Origin of the sequence: Streptomyces sp. ME02-8801-2C (assembly GCF_033793965.1) — a bacterium.
Lineage (GTDB): Bacteria > Actinomycetota > Actinomycetes > Streptomycetales > Streptomycetaceae > Streptomyces.
The window spans coordinates 346,930-365,461 of record NZ_JARAXP010000003.1 but is presented as its reverse complement, the minus strand read 5'-3'; the positions used below and the strand labels follow the sequence as shown (position 1 = coordinate 365,461).

The window sequence follows — 18,532 nt, the reverse complement described above, 5'->3', positions numbered from 1 at the left end:
ACCCGGCCCCCGGCCCGTCGAAGCCGGGGGCCGACTGGGTTCAGTCGCGTGCCGGCGGAGTGTAGAAGTCGCCGACGGACGTCCAGACGCCGTTCTTCACCTCCACCCTCTGCACACTGCGCGTACCGAGATGGCTGCTCGTCCCGAACTTCATCACCGGCGACACGCCAGGGTCCACGGCGGAGGCCTTCTGGTACGCCTCGCTGAGGGCCTGGGGCGTGACGGTCCCCTTGACGGTCCTGGCGATCTCGGCGAACACCTTCGCGTTGCTCCAGCCCCACAGTGCGAGGAATCCGGCGTCCTGACCGGGCTCGTACTCGGCCATCGCCGTCCGGAACTCCTTCACCGAGGGATCCGGGTCCGAGGGCGCCTTGACCAGCTGAACCGCCTTGACGCCTTCGGCGGCGTCCTTGGCCAGGGCGATCGTCGACTCGGCTGCCACCGGCGCGTAGGCGTAGGTGGGCAGGGAGAGCCCCTGGAGTTTGGCCTCCTTCATGAACGCGGCCGCTTCGGGAGAGGTGAGGATGAGGATCACCGCCTGGGTCTTCGCGGCCTTGACCTTGCTGATCACCGGCGTGTAGTCGGTGGTCTGGTACTTGACCGGCAGGCGCTCGACCTCGACCGAGGGGTCCACCTTCCTGGCCACGGGCTCGACCTGCTCGGCCACGTTCACGAACGCTGCCGGGTCACTGTGCACGACGAGGATCTTCTTCGCGCCGTCCTGCACCGCCCACGCGGCGACCGCCGCGGCCTGGTCCTCGTACAGGGTCTGGGTGCCGAACAGGCCGGGGCGCGGCGGGTCGTACCAGGACTCGCTGCCGCCGACCTCGTTGAGGATCGGGACCTTGGACTGGGTGAGGACGAAGGGGAAGGCGGCCTCGGCCTGGGAGGTGCCGTTGGCGTTGACGACGGCCACGATCTTGTCCTGGCCGACGAGTTCGCGTGCGATCTGCACGGTCTGCTGCGGGTCGGCCGCGTTGTCCTTGACGGTCCACCGGACCTTGCGTCCGTTGATGCCGCCGGACGCGTTGATCATCTTGAAGTACGCGTCGGCGCCCGCCCGCTGGGGCACGCCGTACGCGGCGGTGGCACCGGTGAGGGGGAGCCACGCGCCGATGTGGATCTCCGACGGACTACCTCCGCCGGCTCCGGCGGAGTCCTGGTCGGCGCACGCGTTGGCCGTCAGTGCCACCACGGCCAGAACGGCTGTGGTTCCTGCGGCGCGGCGGAATCTTCTCATTGTCCGGAACACGGTCCACCTCGTTCACAACGGGATTTCATACAACTGGGGAGATCCGGGCGTCGTCCGCCACGGTCGGGGCGGCCGTTGCCGGGCCGCCGCTGAAGTACGCCGCTTCCGCCAGGTCCGCGAACCCGGCCTCGCCCGGCCGCCCGTGGGCCGCGACGACGCCCTCGTGCAGCACGGCCACCTCGTGGCAGACGGACATGGCGCGGCTGAGGAGCTGTTCCAGCAGTACGACCGTCAGGCCGTCGTGGGCCAGCCGCACCAGCCGGTCGTAGACCTCGTCGACCAGGGCCGGGGCCAGCCCGAGCGCCGGTTCGTCGACGATCAGAACGTCGGGCCGGACGATGAGCGCCCGGGCGATGGCGAGCATCTGCTGCTCGCCGCCGGACAGCCCCGCGGCGGAGGCGTTCATCCGGTCGCGCAGCCGCGGGGGCAGCCACTCGACGGTCTCCTCCAGCCGTTCGCGCAGGGGAGCGCCGGTGATCCCCGCCGCGTAGGCCGCGACTTCGAGGTTCTCGCGCAGGGAAAGCGTCTTGAACAGGGCCCGCCCCTCCGGTGCCAGGCTGGTGCGGACCGCGTCACCTGTCTCCCGGTCGCCCTGGGCGGGTTTCAGGGAGCCGTGCAGGATGCCAGCCAGGGTGCTCTTGCCGGCGCCGTTGGCGCCCGCGATCCCCAGCACGACTCCCTTGCGGACATCGAGGTCGACGCCCCGCAGGGCGGTCACACCGCCGTAGGCGTGGCCGATCCCGCGCAGCCGAAGCATGCTCGACTCGCCTACCTGTTCCGGTAGTTGAGCCCTGCCGCCGACCGTTCCCAGATACGACGACCGCACCCTGGGGTCCTGGAGGACGGTGTCAGGGGTGCCTCCGCCGATCGTGCGTCCGAAGTCGAACGCGATCACCCGGTGGGCGACGGAGAAGAGGTCGTCGAGGACGTGGTCGATGACCACCACGGCGGTCCCACCCGCGTGCAGTCGCCTGATGTGCCCGGCCAGCAGCGCCCGTTCACCCGCGTCGAGGCCGCCGAACGGCTCGTCCAGTACCAGCAGCCGAGGTTCCCCGGCCATCGCGCGCGCCAGGTCGAGGCGTTTCTGCAGGCCGAACGGCAGCTCCGTCGGGCGGCGGTCCGCCACCTCCGCGAGGCCCACGGAATCCAGCAGCCGCAGGACTTCGGCCCGGTCCCGGGCCGTGACCCGGCGGCGGGTGCACAACACGTTCTCGGCGACGGTGAGTTCGGAGAAGACCTCCGCGTGCTGGAACGTACGGCCGATGCCCAGCCGGCGCCGCGCGGTCGCCCTCGCCGTCAGCAACGGCCGCCCGGCGAACTCGGCGGACCCGCTCACCCGGCCGTTGCCGGTCAGCCCCGACAGGGCGTTCAACAGGGTGGTCTTACCGGCCCCGTTGGGACCTATGACAGCCAGGATCTCGTCCTGCCGCAGCGACAACGAGGCGTCCTCCAGAGCCTTGAGCCCGCCGTAGGAGACGGACAGGTGCTCCAGACGGAGGAGGACCGGGCTGTCGGTAGTCGCGGGCAGCAGCGGTACGAGGTCCGCCGACGGCTCGGAGACCGACGGGCGCCGGACGATCGGCCGCCGCAGAACGCGTCGCAGGACACCGCGCGCGGGCCTGGCGAGGAACGGTACGACTCCGCCCGGCAGGAAGAGCAGCACCCCGATCAGCACGAGGCCCTGCACCACCGGCTGGGGCAGACCGACCGCCGACGAGAGCGAGGGATTCCAGGTCAGGTAGACACCGCCGCCAACCGCGCCGACGACTGTCCCCACCCCGCCGAGCACACACGCCGCGATCAGCGAGATGCCGAAGGTCAGCGAGAACGGATCCGGGCTGACGAACCCGGTCAGCAGGCCGAGAAGCACCCCCGCGAAGCTTGTGCACGCGCCGCTCACCGCGAACGACAGCGACGACTGCGCCTCGGGCGCGATACCGATCGTACGGGCGGCCAGGGGATGCGACTTGGCGGCCACCAGCCGCATCCGCAGCCCCGACGCGGCGGCCGGCACGGCCAGTCCGAGCACCACGGAGGCGGCGCCCACCGCGAGGTACTGCGCGTGGGTGCCACCGCCCAGCAGGGTGCCGAGACCGAGCGCGCTGCGCAGCTGCAGCACCGGAACTCCCTGGTCGCCGCCGGTCACACTGCTCCAGCGGTTCACCAGTTCCAGGGTCACCGTGGTGAAGGCGAGCGTCAGCAGGGCGATGTAGAGCACCGAGAACCGGGCACCCGCGTACCCGATGAAGCCGCCCAGGACGGCACCTGTGGCGACGGCCCCGAGGACCACCGCCTCCAGGGTCCAGTCATGGCCGCTGCCGTACGCGGCGAAGTAGGCGCCGATGGCGAAGAACGCGGGGTGGCCCACCGACCAGATGCCGGACCAGCCGGCCAGCAGGCCGACCGACAGCACGACGATGGTGTACACGGCCGCCAGCCCCACCGAGTACATCTGGTACGCCGGGACGGCGCCGGACGCCATGAACGCCATGAGCACCGCGCCGGCGGCCGGCCCCAGGGCGGCCTTCGCCAGGAGGGAACGGTTGAAGACCATGGATGCGACCCCTCAGACCCGTTGGAAGGTGCGGGTGCCGAACATGCCCTGCGGACGGATCAGCAGGACCAGCACGGTGAACGAGAACACGAACGTGTCCCGGAAACTGGCGGAGACGTAGTTCGCCGCCAGGTTGTCCAGGACGCCGATGGTCAGCCCGCCGACGACAGCGCCGTACATGCTGGTCAGGCCGCCCAGGAAAATCCCGGCGAAGGCCCGGAACAGCGGTGCGACGAGGGCGGTGGGCACGAGCCCGGAACGGGGCGCGTACAGACAGGCGGCGAGCGCGGCGAGACCCAGACCGAGGGCCCAGGAGAGCCTGGCGATGCGCTGCGCGCCGAGGCCGACGACGCGGGCCGTCTCCGCGGACTCGGCCACCGCCCGCATGGCCGAGCCGAGCGTGGTGCGCGCGAACAGATAACCCACCAGCGCCATCGCCACGGCGGCGACGGCGATCGTCACCAGGCTCTGGACGGGCACCGCGGCGCCCGACCAGCGGACCGTCCCGTCGACCAGGCTGGGGAAGGACCTGGGCTGGTCGCCCCAGATCGATCCGGCCATGCTCTCCACGACGAGGGACACACCCATGGTCACGACGAGCGCGGAGAACAGCTGGCCCTGCCCCAGCGGCCTGATCACGGTCTCGCGCACCAGGAGACCGGCCGCCACGGTGATCGAGACGGCGGCGAGGATGCCGAGCACCGTCGCCACGCCCCGGTCGTGGAGGGAGACCGCCACATACAGGCCGAGGGTCGCGAGGGACGCCATCGCGAAGTTCACGACGTCCGTGGCCCGGTAGATGATGACCAGCCCCAGGCCCATGAGGCCGTACACGGCTCCGCCGGCCACGCCGCTGACCAGGACGAGCAGGAACTGACTCACAGTCACTCCCTCGGAGAACTTGGGATCTTGGGAACTCGGCAACTCGGATCCTGCGGAACCAGGGACACGGGGAGCCCGGGGTAGAGGGCGTTTCGCGCCACACGCCAGAAAGCCCGCTCACCTTGCGAGTCATGGAGCCGAGCAGCGAGTTAAAGTGAACTCAATTCAGTACGCTAGGCACTCCGGTGCCGGACGGGCAAGCCTTGTGCACAGGATTTATGCCGCGCGGCCCGTCGGGAATTCAGTGTCCGGCGGACGCCGGTGTCCCGCCGAGCGCGGTCCATGCCGCCGCCAGGCCGAACACCAGGGCGGGCGCGAGACCGCCGGCGTAGGCCCGCCGGTACAGTCCGCCCGTGTCCGCTCCGGCCGCGAGCAGGCCGGGTATCGTGCGGTGCCCGGCCGGGTCCGCGGACAGGACACGCGCTCCGGCGTCGATCGGCAGGCCCCCGAAGGCGAAGGTGATCGCCGGTGCCGCTTCGAGGACGTAGAACGGCGGTTCGTCGAGCGGGCGGCCGTCGAGGAGTCGCCCCGGGACCGGCGCCCCGCCGCCGGTGGTGGCGTTGAACTCCTTGACGCGGTCCCGGATCACGGCGCCCGGATAGCCCCACTCCTCGGGCATCGACGCGAAGTCGTCCAGGCTCTCCGCCACCGCGCTGCGGGCCCCGGCGCGATGGCACAGCCGGAACTTGTCCACGCCGGGGATGCCCTCCACGTACGAGGCGCTGATCCACTCGCGGTGCACCCGCGCGTCGGCGACCAGCAGGCCACGGGCGCCGGGCCGTTCCAGCAGCGCCATGGCGGTCAGGTGGTCGCCCATCGTCTCGTCGACGAAGCGTTCGCCCGTGATGTCGAACAGCAGGGCGTGCTCGCTGTAGTAGAGCGCCAGGTCCACGAAACGTGCCGGGTCGGCCAGGGACACACCGGCGGGCATCAGATGCCCGTAGAACCCGGCGTCCGTTCCGTCGAACGCCGCGCCCACGGCACGGCCGAGCGCGAGGCCGTCGCCGCGGCTCTCCGGGTTGGCCCGCAGCCCGATGCCCGCGGCCTGAGGGTGGATGTGCTCGGCGCGCATGGCCGGATCGCCCTGGAAGCCGCCGGTGGCGAGCAGGGTCCAGGCGGCCTCGATCCGGCGTGTGGATCCGTCCGGCAGGAGGCACTCCGCCCCCTTGACCACACCGTTCTCCGTCAGCAGGGCGCGTGTCCAGGTGGCCGTCAGCACCTCCTGGTCCCGGTCGCGAATCAGCCGCTCACAGGTGTCGAGGTAGTGATGGGTGTCGACCTGGTGGCCGCGACCGAAGCCGAGTACGGGCACCGGCGGCCGGCACTCCACACCGAGCGATCTGATCCACGCGACGCCGTCGGCGAACCCGTCGATCAGGGCCTCGGCCAGTTCCGGGTCGCCGTCCGGGTTGACCCGGCGCAACTCCTCGACGGTCGGGGCGGTCCATACGAAACCCGCGAAACGGGCGGAGCCGCCGGTGCGTTCCGCCTTCTCCACCAGCGCCACCGTGCCGCCCTCGGCCGCCACCTGGGCGGCGGCCGAGAGGCCGGCCATGCCGCCGCCTATCACCAGAAGATCCACTGCTTCCGCGCCCATAGCGGGCTCACCGCCTCTGTCCGCGCTTGTGTCACCGGGATGGGGCAAGACACTAATTGAACTCACTTCTGGAGTCGATGGGTCGGCTTCGGTGGGGTGGACCGAGTGCCGTGGAGCGGTACGGGTTTCGGCCGGATCGCGGGGCGCGGGCGGTCGAGGAGGTAGCGCGGTCGAGGAGGTGGTGCCGTCGAGAGAGTCAGTCGGGTACGAGAACCGCGCGTCCCCGTACGCCGCCGGAGCGCAGTCCCTCGATCGCCTCCAGCGCACGCGACAGCGCGAACCGCTCGACCTCCACCCTCAGGGCGCCCCCGCGTGCCAGGGCGACGACCTGTTCCAGCTCGGGCAGGGTGCCCCAGAAGGGCAGGGAGATCCGCGTCCCGGGAGGAAGCGCTCCGGGTTTGCGGACTGTCACCTCCCCGCCGTCGCTTCCCACCATGGCCAGCTCTCCGCCCGCCCGCAGCACGCCGGTCGCAAGGTCCAGGCTGGCGTTGCTGCCGACGAAGTCGAGCACGGCGACCGCCCCGACCCCTCCCGTCAGGCGTCGCAGGACCGCCGTGCTGTCGGGCCGAAGGAGTGTGCCGAAGTGTGCGCCGCACTGGTCGGCCAGGGCGAGCGCCTCCTCCCGTACGTCCACGGACAGCACCTGTGCGGGTGTCGTGGCGCGCAGGATCTGGACGGCCAGATGCCCCAGCCCGCCGATGCCGAGCACGACCACACTCGCGCCCTCGCCGATCGCGCTCCTGACGGTGGCGACAGCGTGGTACGCGGTCAGTCCGGCGTCCGAAAGCGGCGCGGCCTGTACGGCGGACAGCTCACCCACCGGGACCAGCAGCCGCCCGGACGGCACGAGCAGCCAGTCGGCCATACCGCCGTCGCGTCCGAGCCCCACCCCCGTGCCGGCCCGGTCCGCGTCCAGCGCCGCACGCCGATCGCAGTAGTTCTCCGCCCCGGCGGCGCAGCGCGCGCAACTCCCGCAGCCCCAGGGGCCGTACACGACCACGCGCTCGCCGATCGCGGGTCCCGCGGCGCGAGGACCCCGCGCCGCCACCCGGCCGGCGGTCTCGTGCCCGAGGGTGAACGGGGTTCGGTAGGGGAGGCTGCCCGCCGGGGCGTCGATGACATGGAGGTCCGAACGGCACAGGCCCGCCGCCTCCACCTGGATCAGGACTTCTTCACCTGTCGGGACGGGCCGAGCCACCTCGGTGACGACCGGTGGGCCGCCCCAGCGGGTCAGCCTGACCGCTCTTGTCCTGGCTGTTGACATACCTGAGACGCTAGCAAAAATGAAGTCAGTTCAGGAACTGTCAAGGGGAGAGGGGATCGCGCATGGGCGGTGAGTACCCGGGACGTTTCGACGGACAGGTCGCCCTCGTCACCGGCGCCGGATCCGGCATCGGCGCGGCGGTCGTGCGGCGGCTCGCCGCGCAGGGCGCCGAGGTCTTCGCCGCGGACATCGACGGCCGTGCGGCCGAAGCCGTCGCCAAGGAACTGGCGCGAGCGCACCCACTGACCGTCGACGTCGCGGAGTCCGCCGAGGTCGACCAGGTCTTCGGTGAGGTCGTGCAACGGCACGGAAGGATCGACGTCGTGGTGCACGCGGCCGGAGTCGACGATCCCACGGCAAAGGAATGGATCGCCGAGGCCCGGATCGCCGACCGGCCCCCGGAGGTGACCGGAAGGCTCGGCGACCACGCCTGGCGGCGGGTGACGCGCGTCAATCTGGACGGCACCTTCCATGTCCTGCGTGCCGCCCTTCGGGCCATGGCGCCTCGCGGGTCCGGAGCCGTCGTCACCGTCGGCTCGTCCTCGGCCTACGACACCCAGGCCGGTTATCCGCACTACGCGGCCTCGAAGGCGGGCGCGCACGCGCTGAGCCAGTCCGTCGCCAAGGAGGCGATCGCCTTCGGTGTCCGCGTCAACACGGTGGCGCCGGGGCCGACCGAGACGGGCATGGCCGCCAGGACCCCGGCCGCCCTGCGCCACGGGTTCGCCGATCCGCGCGTACGCCCGTACGCCGCGCCGGAGGAGATCGCCGACATCGCCGTGTTCCTGGCGAGCGACGAGGCAGTGAACCTCGTCGGCGCGGTCCTCCTCGCCAACGGCGGACGCTTCACGATCTGAGGAGGCTTGGATGTTCCGGCTCGATGCCGATCCCGCGCTGCTGCTGGAGAGCGACGAACGACGTCAACTGCGCCAGGTGCTCCGTCAGTTGCTGGCCGAGACCTGTGGGCCCGAGGAGGTGCGCACCCAGACGCGGAGTGCGCGCGGACACGACCGGTCGCTGTGGGACCGGCTGGCCGCCGAGATCGGGGTGCACGGGCTCGCGGTGCCCGAGGAGTACGGCGGCGCCGGTTGCACCTTCGCCGAACTCGCCGTCGCCCTGGAGGAGACCGGGCGGGTGCTGTGCCCCGCGCCGCTGCTCTCCACTGTCGTCCTCGCCGGGTACGCCCTGTCGTACAGCGGCGACCGGGAGGCCTGCGCGCGCCGGCTGCCGGGTATCGCCTCCGGCGCGCTCACGGCCACCGTCGCCGGGTTCCTGCACCCGGCCGGGGTGACCGCCGAGCGTGGTCCCGGCGGCTGGGTACTGCGCGGCGAGGCCGATTTCGTGCCCGACGGCGAGGATGCCGACCTGCTGCTGGTCGCGGCCCGGGCGCCGGACGGGCAACGCCTGTTCGCCTGCGAGCCGGACGCCGCGACCTGCGACCGTGTCGCCCGCCGCGTCCTCGATCCGACGCGCCGCCAGGCCCTCATCCGCTTCCGGGGGGCGCCGGCGGATCCGGTCGGCGAGCCCGGGCAGGTACGGGGGATCGTCGACGCCGTCCTCGACGCCGGCCGGGCGGCGCTGGCCGCCGAGCACGTCGGTGGCAGCTCGCACGCCCTGGACGCCGTACTCACATATGTGTCGCACCGAACTCAGTTTGGTCGAGCGATCGGCTCCTTCCAGGCGGTCAAGCACCGGCTGGCCGACCTGCTCGTCGAGATCGAGGGCGCCCGGTCCGCAGCGGCCTACGCGAGCGCCTGTCTCGCCCGTCAGACGAACGAGGTGCCGGTGGCGGCGAGTGCGGCGGCGGTGGTCTGCACCGGCGCCTATCGCCTGGCGGCCATCGAATACGTGCAGCTCCACGGCGGGATCGGCTTCACCTGGGAGCACCCGGCGCACCTGTACGTCCGCCGCGCCCGGGCCGACGAGGCGCTGCTGGGCACCGCCGCCGACCACCGACTGCGCCTGGCCGGACTGCTCGGCCTCACCGGCCGCGGCGCCTGATCGTCGGGCCCCGTCCATTGACAGGGTCCGCGACCGCATCCAGAATCGTACTGAATTCAGTTCAGGTTGGAGGAGCTCATGGCAGTCGAAGACGAGATCCAGTTCGAGCGGGACGGTCACGTGGCACGGGTCTGGCTGAACCGGCCGCACAAGAAGAACTGTGTGACGGTGCCGATCCTCGAACGACTCGACGAGATCATCACCGAGGTCGACGCGGACCCCGAACTGCGCGTGCTGATCCTGCGCGGGCGCGGCAACACCTTCTGTTCCGGATTCGACCTGGACAGCCTCCAGGCCGACTTCGTCGGCCGGTCCAACGCCATCGACGTCGCCGTGCTCTCGGCGAAGGTCTGCGACCGGCTCTACTCGATGAGGACCCCGTCGATCGCCGTACTGGAAGGCCATGTCACCGCGGGCGGCTTCGAGTTGATGATCTCCTGCGACTTCGCGATCGCCGCGGACGACGCCCAGATCGGCGACTTCCACATCCGCCGGGCGCTGTTCGGGGGCGCCGGCCCCATCTACCGCGTGCCGCGAATGATCGGCGTCCGCAAGACCAAGGAGCTCATGCTCACCGGCAAGCTGCTCAGCGGGGTCGAGGCCGCGGAGTTCGGCCTCATCAATTCCTCGGCGCCCGCGGACAAGCTGGACGCGACGGTCGAGGAGTTCGCCGACCAGCTCATCGACAAGAGCCCGTTCACCATGTGGATCACCAAGATGACCATCGACCGGAGCCTCGACGCCGACATCCAGTCCCTGATGGTCATGGAGCACCTCGCGGTCGGCGTGATGCTCAACTCCGAGGACGCGGCGGAGGGCGTCGCGGCATTCCTCGAGAAGCGGGAGCCACAGTGGAAGGGCCGCTGAGCGTCGCGGGGCAACCGCGCGCCGACGGCAGGCTGCGTGGTTCCCGGTGCGCGGCGTGCGCCGTGGCCGTGTACCCGGCCGACCCGGCGTGCCCACGCTGCGGGGGCCCGGCTCAGCCGGGCCTCCTCTCGGACACGGGCACATTGTGGACATGGACGGTACAGCGGTACGCACCCAAGTCACCGCCGTACGTCGCCCCTGCCGCCGGGTTCACCCCGTTCACCCTCGGATACATCGAACTCGGTGACGAGGTAAGGGTGTTGGCCGTCCTCGACATACCGCCTCAGGCCGTCACGATCGGCATGCGGCTGCGGATCGGCGCAGGGGACGGTGTGCCCAGGGCCACTGCCGTGGGCGGCGCACCATGAGTGCCGAGGACGTCATGATCTGCGGCGCCGGGATCACCTCCTTCGCCCGTACGGAGGCGACCGGCAGGCAACTCGCCGTGCGAGCCGTACGGGCCGCCCTCGCCGACGCCGGGCTGCCGTGGTCGAGGGTCCGGGCGGCGTACGGCGGCAGCGACGCGGCCGGGAACGCCGACACACTCGTGGCCGAACTCGGCCTGACCGGCGTGCCGTTCGTCAACGTACGCAACGGATGCGCGACCGGAGGCAGCGCGCTCGTCTCGGCCGTCAACGCCATCCGCTCCGGCGCGGCGGACGTCGCCCTCGCGGTCGGCTTCGACAAACACCCGCGCGGAGCCTTCGATCCCCGGCCGGCCGACTGGGGGCTCGACGAGGCGTACGGCCGCGACGGGCTCATGGTCACCACCCAGTTCTTCGCCATGAAGATCCAGCGCTATATGTACGACCACGGGATCAGCGCACGCACCCTCGCGCTGGTCGCCGAGAAGGCGTACGCGAACGGGGCGCGCAACCCCCACGCCTGGCGCCGCCAACCGCTCGACGCGGCCGAGATCCTGGCGTCCGGCATGGTCAACGACCCGCTGACCAGGTACATGTTCTGCTCGCCCGGCCAGGGTGCGGTCGCCCTGATCCTGTGCGGTCGGGCGGTCGCCCGTGAGCTGGATGCCACCCCGGTCGCGCTGCGGTCGTCCGTCGTACGGACTCGCAGGTTCGGTTCGTTCGAGGTGTTCAGCCCCTGGGCGCCGTCCGGCACACCGAGCAGCGTCAGCACGGATGCCGCACAACTTGCCTTCGAGGAGGCGGGGTTGGGGCCCGGCGACATTGATGTGTGCCAACTCCAGGACACCGAGAGCGGCGCCGAGGTGATGCATCTGGCGGAGTGCGGATTCTGCGAGCACGGGGACCAGGAGGGGCTCATCGCCTCCGGCGCGACCGCGATCGACGGTGCCCTGCCGGTCAACACCGACGGCGGCTGCATCGCCAACGGCGAGCCCATCGGCGCCTCCGGGCTGCGGCAGGTCCACGAGATCGTCCAGCAGTTGCGCGGGAGAGCGGGCGAACGCCAGGTGCCCGGCGGCCCGTCGAGCGGCTTCACCCATGTGTACGGCGCCCCGGGCGTCAGTGCCTGCACCGTACTGACCCGCTAAAGGGAGGATCATGGACGGCACCCCCGACCCCGAGGAGTTCCGCGCCGAGGCCCGGCACTGGCTGGCCGGCGCGGCGAAGGCCCGCACCGCCCGTCAGGAGTGGGGCCGCGGCGACGACTCGGTGGCCGTCTTCGAGAACCGGACCGAGGCCGAGGAACGCGAGCACACCGACCGCACACGGGAGTGGGAACGCACCCGGTACGACCACGGCTGGGGCGCCCTCGACTGGCCGAAGGAGTACGGCGGGCGTGAACTGCCCACCTACTACGAGCAGTTGTACCGGGTGGAGGAAGCCGCCTTCGAAGTGCCCCGGCGCACCGAGATCTTCCCCGTCACCCAGCAGCTCGTCGCCCCGGCGATCCGGATCTGGGGTACGGATCAGCAGAAACAGCGGTGGCTACGGCCCATGCTGCGCACCGACGAACTCGCCTGCCAGCTCTTCTCCGAGACGGAGGCGGGCTCAGACCTGGCCGCCGTCCGCACCCGTGCCGTACCGGACGGAGAAGGCTGGATACTGCGCGGCCACAAGATCTGGACGTCCGGTGCCAAAGTCGCCACCTGGGGTGTCGCCGTGTGCCGCACCGATCCGGACGCCCCCAAGCACGCGGGCATCACCGTGTTCCTCGTCCGGATGGACGCGCCGGGCGTCACCGTACGGCCCATCCGGCAGATGACCGGCGGCTCCAGCTTCAACGAGGTCCACCTGGACGACGTGTTCGTCCCCGACACCGACCGGCTCGGCCCCGTCGGTGAGGGCTGGCGGGTCACTCTCACCGTGCTCGCCGCCGAACGCCTCGACTCCGGCGGCCTGGGCCTGGACAACGCCGACCGCGCTCTCGAACTCGCCCGGTACCTGCCCCGGCCGCTCACCGGCGGCGAACAGCAGCAGGCGGCCGACCTGTTCGTCCGCTCCCTCGTCCAGCGGCTCATCGGCCTGCGCGTCACGGCAGCCCTGGTCGCCGGCCGCGCACCGGGCGCCGAGGCATCCGTCGGCAAACTCCACGCCACCGCGACCATGCGCGCCACCACCGACCTCGTCCAGCAGTTGCTGGGGCCGCGGCTCGCCGCCGACACGGGGGAGTGGGGCACCTTCGCCTGGACGGAACACCTTCTCGGCGCTCCCGGCTACCGCATCGCCGGCGGCAGCGACGAGATCCAGCGCACCATCCTGGCCGAACGCGTACTGGGGCTGCCCAAGGAGCCGAAGGGAGGAGGAAGTTGAGCACCGCGACCGAGGCGACGGAACTCGCCGCAAGGGTCCGCGCACAGCTGTCCGTCCGACATCCGGGCGAGCCTTTCGGGAACCTGCGCACGCTGCCCGGCGGCCACTCCGGGCTCACGTACGCCATCACGGCGGGGACCACGTCGTACGTCGTGAAGGCGGTACCGCCCGGGCAGCGTCCGGTCGGCCGCAACGACGTGCTCCGGCAGGCCCGGGTGCTGAACATGCTGGCCGGATCGCCGGTGCCCGTGCCCCAGGTCGCCGCCGTCGACGAACACGAACCCGCCTGGTTCGCCATGGAGTTCGTGGCGGGCGAGGCCGTCGAGCCGGTCCTCGACGAGCACCGGCTCGATCCCGGACTGTGCCGGACCCGGATGCTGGCGCTGGCCGACGTACTGCGGGACCTGCACGGTACTGAAACGGAGCCGGTGGCCGAACCGCCACTGGACCCGGTCGGCGAACTGGAGCGATGGACCCGCACCATGCGGGCCGTGCCGCACGAACTCCGCCCCGGTGCAGAGAAGTTGCTGGACGCGCTCGCCACCCGCGTGCCGTCCGCCACCCCGCCCGTGCTGACCCACGGCGACTTCCGCCTCGGCAATGTGCTGTGCCGGGGCGAGCGGCCGGCAGCCGTCGTCGACTGGGAGATCTGGGCCGTCGGTGATCCCCGAATCGACCTCGCCTGGTTCCTTCTCTTCGCGGACCACCGCAACTTCCCCCGGCTGGGATGCCCGGTGCCCGGCCTGCCCGGCGAGAGGGAGCTGCTCGCCGCCTACCTCGACGGCCGCCCCGAACCCCCCGCCCTCGACTGGTTCCGTGCCCTGGCCCGGACCAAGATGGCCGCGATCATGGGCCACAACCTGCGCCGACACCGCGAGGGCAAGCACCACGACCCCGACCAGGAGCGGCTGCCGCCGACGATCGCGGCCATGATCCGCACGGCGCGCGACATCCTCGCCCCCCGGCCCTGAAGGAGCGCCACCCATGGATTTCGGACTCTCTCCGAAGGCCGAAGAACTCCGCGCCCGTATGACCGCGTTCATGGCGGAGTACGTCCTGCCCGCCGAAGCCGTCTACGACCGGCAACTCGCCGAGGCGGCCGACCCCCATGAACTCCCGCCCGTGATGCGCGAGTTGAAGGAGAAGGCGCGCGCCGAAGGACTCTGGAACCTCTTCCTCGCACACGGCGGCCTGGGCGCCGGCCTCACCAACCTCGAATACGCGCCCCTCGCCGAGCTGGCCGGCCGGTCGGTGATCGGACCCGAGGTGTTCAACTGCTCCGCCCCGGACACCGGCAACATGGAACTCCTCGCGCTCAACGGCACCCTCGCCCAACAGGACCGCTGGCTACGGCCGTTGCTCGCCGCCGAGATCCGCTCGTGCTTCGCGATGACCGAGCCGGAGGTCGCCAGCTCCGACGCGCGCAACATCCGCACCCGGATCACCCGGGACGGCGACGAGTACGTGGTCAATGGCCACAAGTGGTACACGTCCGGCATCATGGACCCCGACTGTCGGCTGATCATCCTGATGGGCGTCACCGACCCGGACGCGCCGACGTACCGGCAGCAGAGCATGCTGCTGATCCCCCGGGACACCCCCGGCATCACCGTTCTGCGCGACCTGCCGATGTTCGGCTACACGGACCGCTGCGGCCACGGTGACGTCCTCTTCGAGGACGTACGGGTGCCTTCGGCGGCCATGCTGGGCGGCCAGGGCGACGGATTCGCCCTCGCCCAGGGGCGGTTGGGGCCCGGGCGCATGCACTACGCCATGCGGGCCGTCGGATTCGCCGAACGCGCACTGGAGTTGATGTGCCGCCGCACCCTCACCCGCACCGCGTTCGGCGGCGCCCTCGCGGAGCAGGGGGTCGTACGGGAGTGGATCGCGCGCAGCCGCATAGAGATCGACCAGCTGCGGCTGCTGGTCCTCAAGTCGGCCTGGCTGATGGACACCCAGGGCAACTCGGCGGCCCGTACCGAGGTCGCCGCCATCAAGGTGGCCGCTCTGGAGGTCGCCCACAGAGTGGTCGACCGCGCGGTCCAGGCCCATGGTGCGGCAGGCGTCAGCGACGACACCGTACTCGCGCGGCTCTACGCCATCACCCGGGCACTGCGGATCGCGGACGGGCCCGACGAGGTGCATCTGCGGACGGTCGCCCGGCGTGAACTGGCCAAGTACCCCGAGGAGTCGGCGTGAACGAGCAGGTACTGGGCGGCCGGGTCGCCGTGATCACCGGTGGCACCCGGGGCATCGGCCTCGGCATCGCCAAGGCGTACCGGGAGGCGGGCGCCCATGTGGTCGTCGCCGCCCGCAAACCGGACGGACTCGCCGCCGCCCGCGCGGAGTTGCTGTGTGTCAAGGGCGACGGCGAGGTCCACGGGACGATCGCCAACGCGGGAGAGCCGGCCGACGCCGAACGGTGTGTCGAAGAGACCGTGGCCCGTCTCGGGCGCCTCGACATCGTGGTCAACAACGCGGCCACCAATCCCTACATGGGCGACCTCATCGACCTCGACCTGCCACGCGCGGAGAAGACGGTACGGGTCAACCAGTACGGGATGCTCGCCTGGACGAGACACGCCTGGCGGGCCTGGATGGAGGAGCACGGGGGAGTGGTCGTCAACATCGCCTCCGTCGGTGGACTGGTCGTCGATCCCCACATCGGCTGGTACAACGCCACCAAGGCGGCCATGCTGCACATGACCCGGCAACTCGCCTACGAACTCGGCCCGAAGGCACGTGTCAACGCGATCGCGCCCGGACTGATCAAGACCGAGCTTGCCAGAGCCGTCTGGGAGCCACGAGAGCCGATCCTGACCGCGAAACTGCCCCTGCGCAGGCTCGGAACCGTGGAGGACGTGGCACACGCGGCCCTGTTCCTGGCATCCGACGCCTCGTCCTGGATGACGGGACAGACGCTGGTCCTGGACGGCGGGGCGACGGTGCTGCCGATCGGGGTGGAGGGGTGACGCCCGTGACCGGTCCAGCGGCCGCGCTGGTGGCGGACCTGTTCTCCCTGCGGGGGCGGACGGCCGTCGTCACCGGGGCGTCCTCCGGTCTCGGAGCCAGGTTCGCCGCAGTCCTCGCCTCGGCCGGTGCCACCGTGTTCGCCGCCGCCCGGAGACCGGAGAGGCTGAAGGAACTCGCCGACACCGGCCCACGTATCCACCCCGTCGTCTGCGACGTCTTACGGGAGGAGGACCGGCTGGGACTGATCGCGACCGCGCTCGACGAGAGTGGCCGGATCGACGTGCTCGTCAACAACGCCGGCGCGCCCGGAGCCGTACACGCCGAGGACGAGAGCGCCGACGACTTCGCGGACGTACTCGCCGTGAACCTGGTCGCGCCCTTCCATCTCGCCCGGCTCATGGCAGAAGCGCCGGCAACGAACCCGGAGCCCTCGTCCGCCGGTACGAGATCGGTCGTGAACGTGTCGTCCGTCCTGGGCCTGGTCTCCGGTGCCCCGCTGGGTGGCGCGGCCTACGCCGCCTCCAAGGCCGGGCTGATCGGACTGACCCGTGAACTGGCGGGACAGTGGGGCCCGTCAGGGGTGCGGGTCAACGCGCTGGCCCCCGGCTGGTTCCGCTCGGAGATGACCGAGGAACTGTTCTCCGAAGAACGGTCCCGGCGGTGGGTCGAACGCGGCACGATGCTGGGGCGCGGCGGCGAGCCGGGAGAGCTGGACGGGGCTCTGCTCTTCCTGGCCTCGGAGGCGTCCTCGTACTGCACCGGCCATGTGCTCACCGTGGACGGCGGGTGGACGGCGCGATGAGGGTCACGGTCGAGGTCGACGACCACCGGCTGGTCCGCGTCGAGATGTGCCGGGGCGCGGGCAACCCGATCGACCTGGCGACGGCCCGGGCGCTGCTGGACGCAGCCCGGGAGTGCGAGAAGGCGCGGGCGCGCGCGGTGCTGCTCACTGGCCGGGGCCCGTCCTTCTGCGTCGGTGGCGACCTGAAGGAGTTCGCCGCGCTGCCCGGGGAACGCCTGGCCGGACATCTCGCCGCCGTCACCGACGCCCTCCACGGAGCGCTGCGGACCCTCGCGGGTCTGGACGCTCCGCTGGTCGCCGCCGTCCAGGGGGCCGTCGCGGGAGCGGGGCTGGGCCTCGCGAGTGCGGCAGACGTGTGCCTCGCGGCGAGCGACGCCCGTTTCATGGCCGCGTACACCGCGATCGGATACACACCGGACGCCGGGACCAGCTGGACACTGCCCCGGCTCGTCGGACCACGGCGGGCCCTGGACCTGCTGCTGACCAACCGGCGGGTGCCGGCCCGCGAGGCGCTGGAGATGGGACTGGTGAGCCGGGTCGTCGAGCCCGAGCGGTTGTACGAGGAGGCCGTCGAGACGGCGGCAGTGCTGGCGCGCGGGGCCACGGGGGCGTACGGCGTGACCCGGTGGCTGGTCGGCCGGGCGTCGTCCGTGGGCCTCACCGAACACCTCGAGGCGGAGGCCCGTCACCTTTCCGCCGCCGCGGTGTCCGCCGAGGGTCGGGAAGGCGTGGCGGCGTTCATCGAGGGGCGCCCGGCGGTCTTCACCCGTCCCGACGTCGCACGGCCCGATGCCGCGCGGTCGGACGGCACGCGGTCGGACGGCACGCGGTCGGACGGCACACGGGCGACCCGGGTGATCGTCGATTCGAAACCGACTTGAACTTGGGTCTACTCTCGGACGACCGGCCGGTGACCGGTACCGGTCGTGGAGCAGAGGGAGAGACGATGGCAAGGGCACGGATCGTGGATCCGGAGGAGGGGCCCAGGTCGAAGCGTGCCGCGATTCTCGTGGCCGCGGTCGAGCGGTTCGGGGAGGACGGCTACGAGAACACCAAGTGGTCGGAGGTGGCCGACCGGGTCGGCATCGGGCAGACCGCCCTCTACCACTACTTCGAGTCCAAGGCCCACTGTCTGCTCACCATCATGCGGCTGGAACTCCAGCGTTCCCACGACATGTTCGTCGAGGTGACGAACGGTGAGACGGAGCCTGTTGCGGAACTGCGCGCGGCCGTCCGGTCGGCCTTCGCGGTGACCGACCACGAGATCCGCCAGATGCGCATCCTGCAGGCCAACATGTCCCTGCTCGCCACCCCGCGGAAGTCCAAGCGCGAGGAGACCGAGCGCGTCGCGGCCCGTCAGCTGGTGCAGATGGTCGAGCGGGACTGGACGACCCTGCTGATGCGCGGCATGGCCAAGGGCGCCTTCCCGGTCCGGGACGCGCACACCCTCGGTCTCGCCGTCCTCGGCATGATCGTCAGCGTCTGGCGCTGGTACCGCCCGACCGGCGCGATCGCCCTGCCGGAGATCAGCGAGATGATCGAGGGGTGCGTGGTGCGGATGGTCGCCGAGGAGTCCTCGGTACCGGGCTGAGCAGGGGTCCGTCA

The 18,532-nt window shown here is 71.3% G+C and carries 17 protein-coding genes; 12 read left to right on the top strand and 5 right to left on the bottom strand.

Translation table 11 applies throughout. The features are described 5' to 3' along the window. Positions 1 to 40: 40 nt before the first annotated feature. From PV396_RS10710 to PV396_RS10690, 5 genes are all read right to left on the bottom strand, one after another. Positions 41 to 1,240: an ABC transporter substrate-binding protein gene (locus tag PV396_RS10710; protein WP_319202968.1), complete on the bottom strand. Its 1,200-nt coding sequence runs from the start codon at positions 1,238 to 1,240 to the stop codon at positions 41 to 43. Positions 1,241 to 1,277: 37 nt separating this feature from the next. Then, a complete protein-coding gene (locus PV396_RS10705; RefSeq protein ID WP_319202966.1) occupies positions 1,278 to 3,806 on the bottom strand; it encodes an ATP-binding cassette domain-containing protein in 2,529 nt (842 codons plus the stop codon). Between the two features lie 12 nt (positions 3,807 to 3,818). Then, positions 3,819 to 4,688 (bottom strand): branched-chain amino acid ABC transporter permease, encoded by an 870-nt coding sequence (locus PV396_RS10700; RefSeq protein WP_319202964.1) that lies wholly within the window; start codon positions 4,686 to 4,688, stop codon positions 3,819 to 3,821. Positions 4,689 to 4,929: 241 nt separating this feature from the next. Next, positions 4,930 to 6,285 (bottom strand): FAD-dependent oxidoreductase, encoded by a 1,356-nt coding sequence (locus PV396_RS10695; protein ID WP_319202961.1) that lies wholly within the window; start codon positions 6,283 to 6,285, stop codon positions 4,930 to 4,932. Between the two features lie 196 nt (positions 6,286 to 6,481). Next, a complete protein-coding gene (locus PV396_RS10690; protein ID WP_319202959.1) occupies positions 6,482 to 7,549 on the bottom strand; it encodes an NAD(P)-dependent alcohol dehydrogenase in 1,068 nt (355 codons plus the stop codon). 62 nt (positions 7,550 to 7,611) lie between these two features. Here PV396_RS10690 and PV396_RS10685 point away from each other — a divergent pair, with 62 nt between their 5' ends. The 12 genes from PV396_RS10685 to PV396_RS10630 all read left to right on the top strand — a co-directional run bounded on the left by PV396_RS10685 (position 7,612) and on the right by PV396_RS10630 (position 18,518). Beyond that, complete coding sequence (locus PV396_RS10685; RefSeq protein WP_319202957.1) at positions 7,612 to 8,406, top strand: SDR family NAD(P)-dependent oxidoreductase; 795 nt, start codon at positions 7,612 to 7,614, stop codon at positions 8,404 to 8,406. Positions 8,407 to 8,416: 10 nt separating this feature from the next. Further along, positions 8,417 to 9,550 (top strand): acyl-CoA dehydrogenase family protein, encoded by a 1,134-nt coding sequence (locus PV396_RS10680; protein ID WP_319202955.1) that lies wholly within the window; start codon positions 8,417 to 8,419, stop codon positions 9,548 to 9,550. Positions 9,551 to 9,628: 78 nt separating this feature from the next. After that, positions 9,629 to 10,417, top strand: a complete 789-nt coding sequence (locus PV396_RS10675; RefSeq protein ID WP_319202953.1) for an enoyl-CoA hydratase/isomerase family protein — start codon at positions 9,629 to 9,631, stop codon at positions 10,415 to 10,417. After that, positions 10,402 to 10,785 carry a Zn-ribbon domain-containing OB-fold protein gene (locus PV396_RS10670; RefSeq protein ID WP_319202950.1) on the top strand — a complete coding sequence of 128 codons (384 nt, stop codon included), beginning with the start codon at positions 10,402 to 10,404 and terminating at the stop codon, positions 10,783 to 10,785. The genes PV396_RS10675 and PV396_RS10670 overlap by 16 nt, the downstream gene beginning before the upstream one ends. Then, entirely contained in the window at positions 10,782 to 11,930 is a 1,149-nt protein-coding gene (locus PV396_RS10665) for a thiolase family protein (RefSeq protein ID WP_319202948.1), read from the top strand. Before PV396_RS10670 ends, PV396_RS10665 begins: the two co-directional genes overlap by 4 nt. Positions 11,931 to 11,940: 10 nt before the next feature. Further along, positions 11,941 to 13,152, top strand: coding sequence for an acyl-CoA dehydrogenase family protein (locus tag PV396_RS10660; RefSeq protein WP_319202946.1), 1,212 nt, complete (start codon positions 11,941 to 11,943; stop codon positions 13,150 to 13,152). Further along, positions 13,149 to 14,123: a phosphotransferase family protein gene (locus tag PV396_RS10655; protein WP_319202943.1), complete on the top strand. Its 975-nt coding sequence runs from the start codon at positions 13,149 to 13,151 to the stop codon at positions 14,121 to 14,123. The genes PV396_RS10660 and PV396_RS10655 overlap by 4 nt, the downstream gene beginning before the upstream one ends. Before the next feature lie 13 nt (positions 14,124 to 14,136). Further along, on the top strand, positions 14,137 to 15,351 hold the full coding sequence (locus tag PV396_RS10650) for an acyl-CoA dehydrogenase family protein (protein WP_319202941.1): 1,215 nt from the start codon (positions 14,137 to 14,139) through the stop codon (positions 15,349 to 15,351). Then, entirely contained in the window at positions 15,348 to 16,124 is a 777-nt protein-coding gene (locus PV396_RS10645) for an SDR family oxidoreductase (RefSeq protein WP_319202939.1), read from the top strand. The genes PV396_RS10650 and PV396_RS10645 overlap by 4 nt, the downstream gene beginning before the upstream one ends. A 5-nt stretch (positions 16,125 to 16,129) precedes the next feature. Beyond that, complete coding sequence (locus PV396_RS10640) at positions 16,130 to 16,927, top strand: SDR family NAD(P)-dependent oxidoreductase (RefSeq protein ID WP_416071374.1); 798 nt, start codon at positions 16,130 to 16,132, stop codon at positions 16,925 to 16,927. Further along, on the top strand, positions 16,924 to 17,808 hold the full coding sequence (locus tag PV396_RS10635; protein WP_319202935.1) for an enoyl-CoA hydratase/isomerase family protein: 885 nt from the start codon (positions 16,924 to 16,926) through the stop codon (positions 17,806 to 17,808). The genes PV396_RS10640 and PV396_RS10635 overlap by 4 nt, the downstream gene beginning before the upstream one ends. Positions 17,809 to 17,873: 65 nt before the next feature. Beyond that, entirely contained in the window at positions 17,874 to 18,518 is a 645-nt protein-coding gene (locus PV396_RS10630) for a TetR/AcrR family transcriptional regulator (protein WP_319202933.1), read from the top strand. The last annotated feature ends 14 nt before the right edge of the window (positions 18,519 to 18,532 follow it).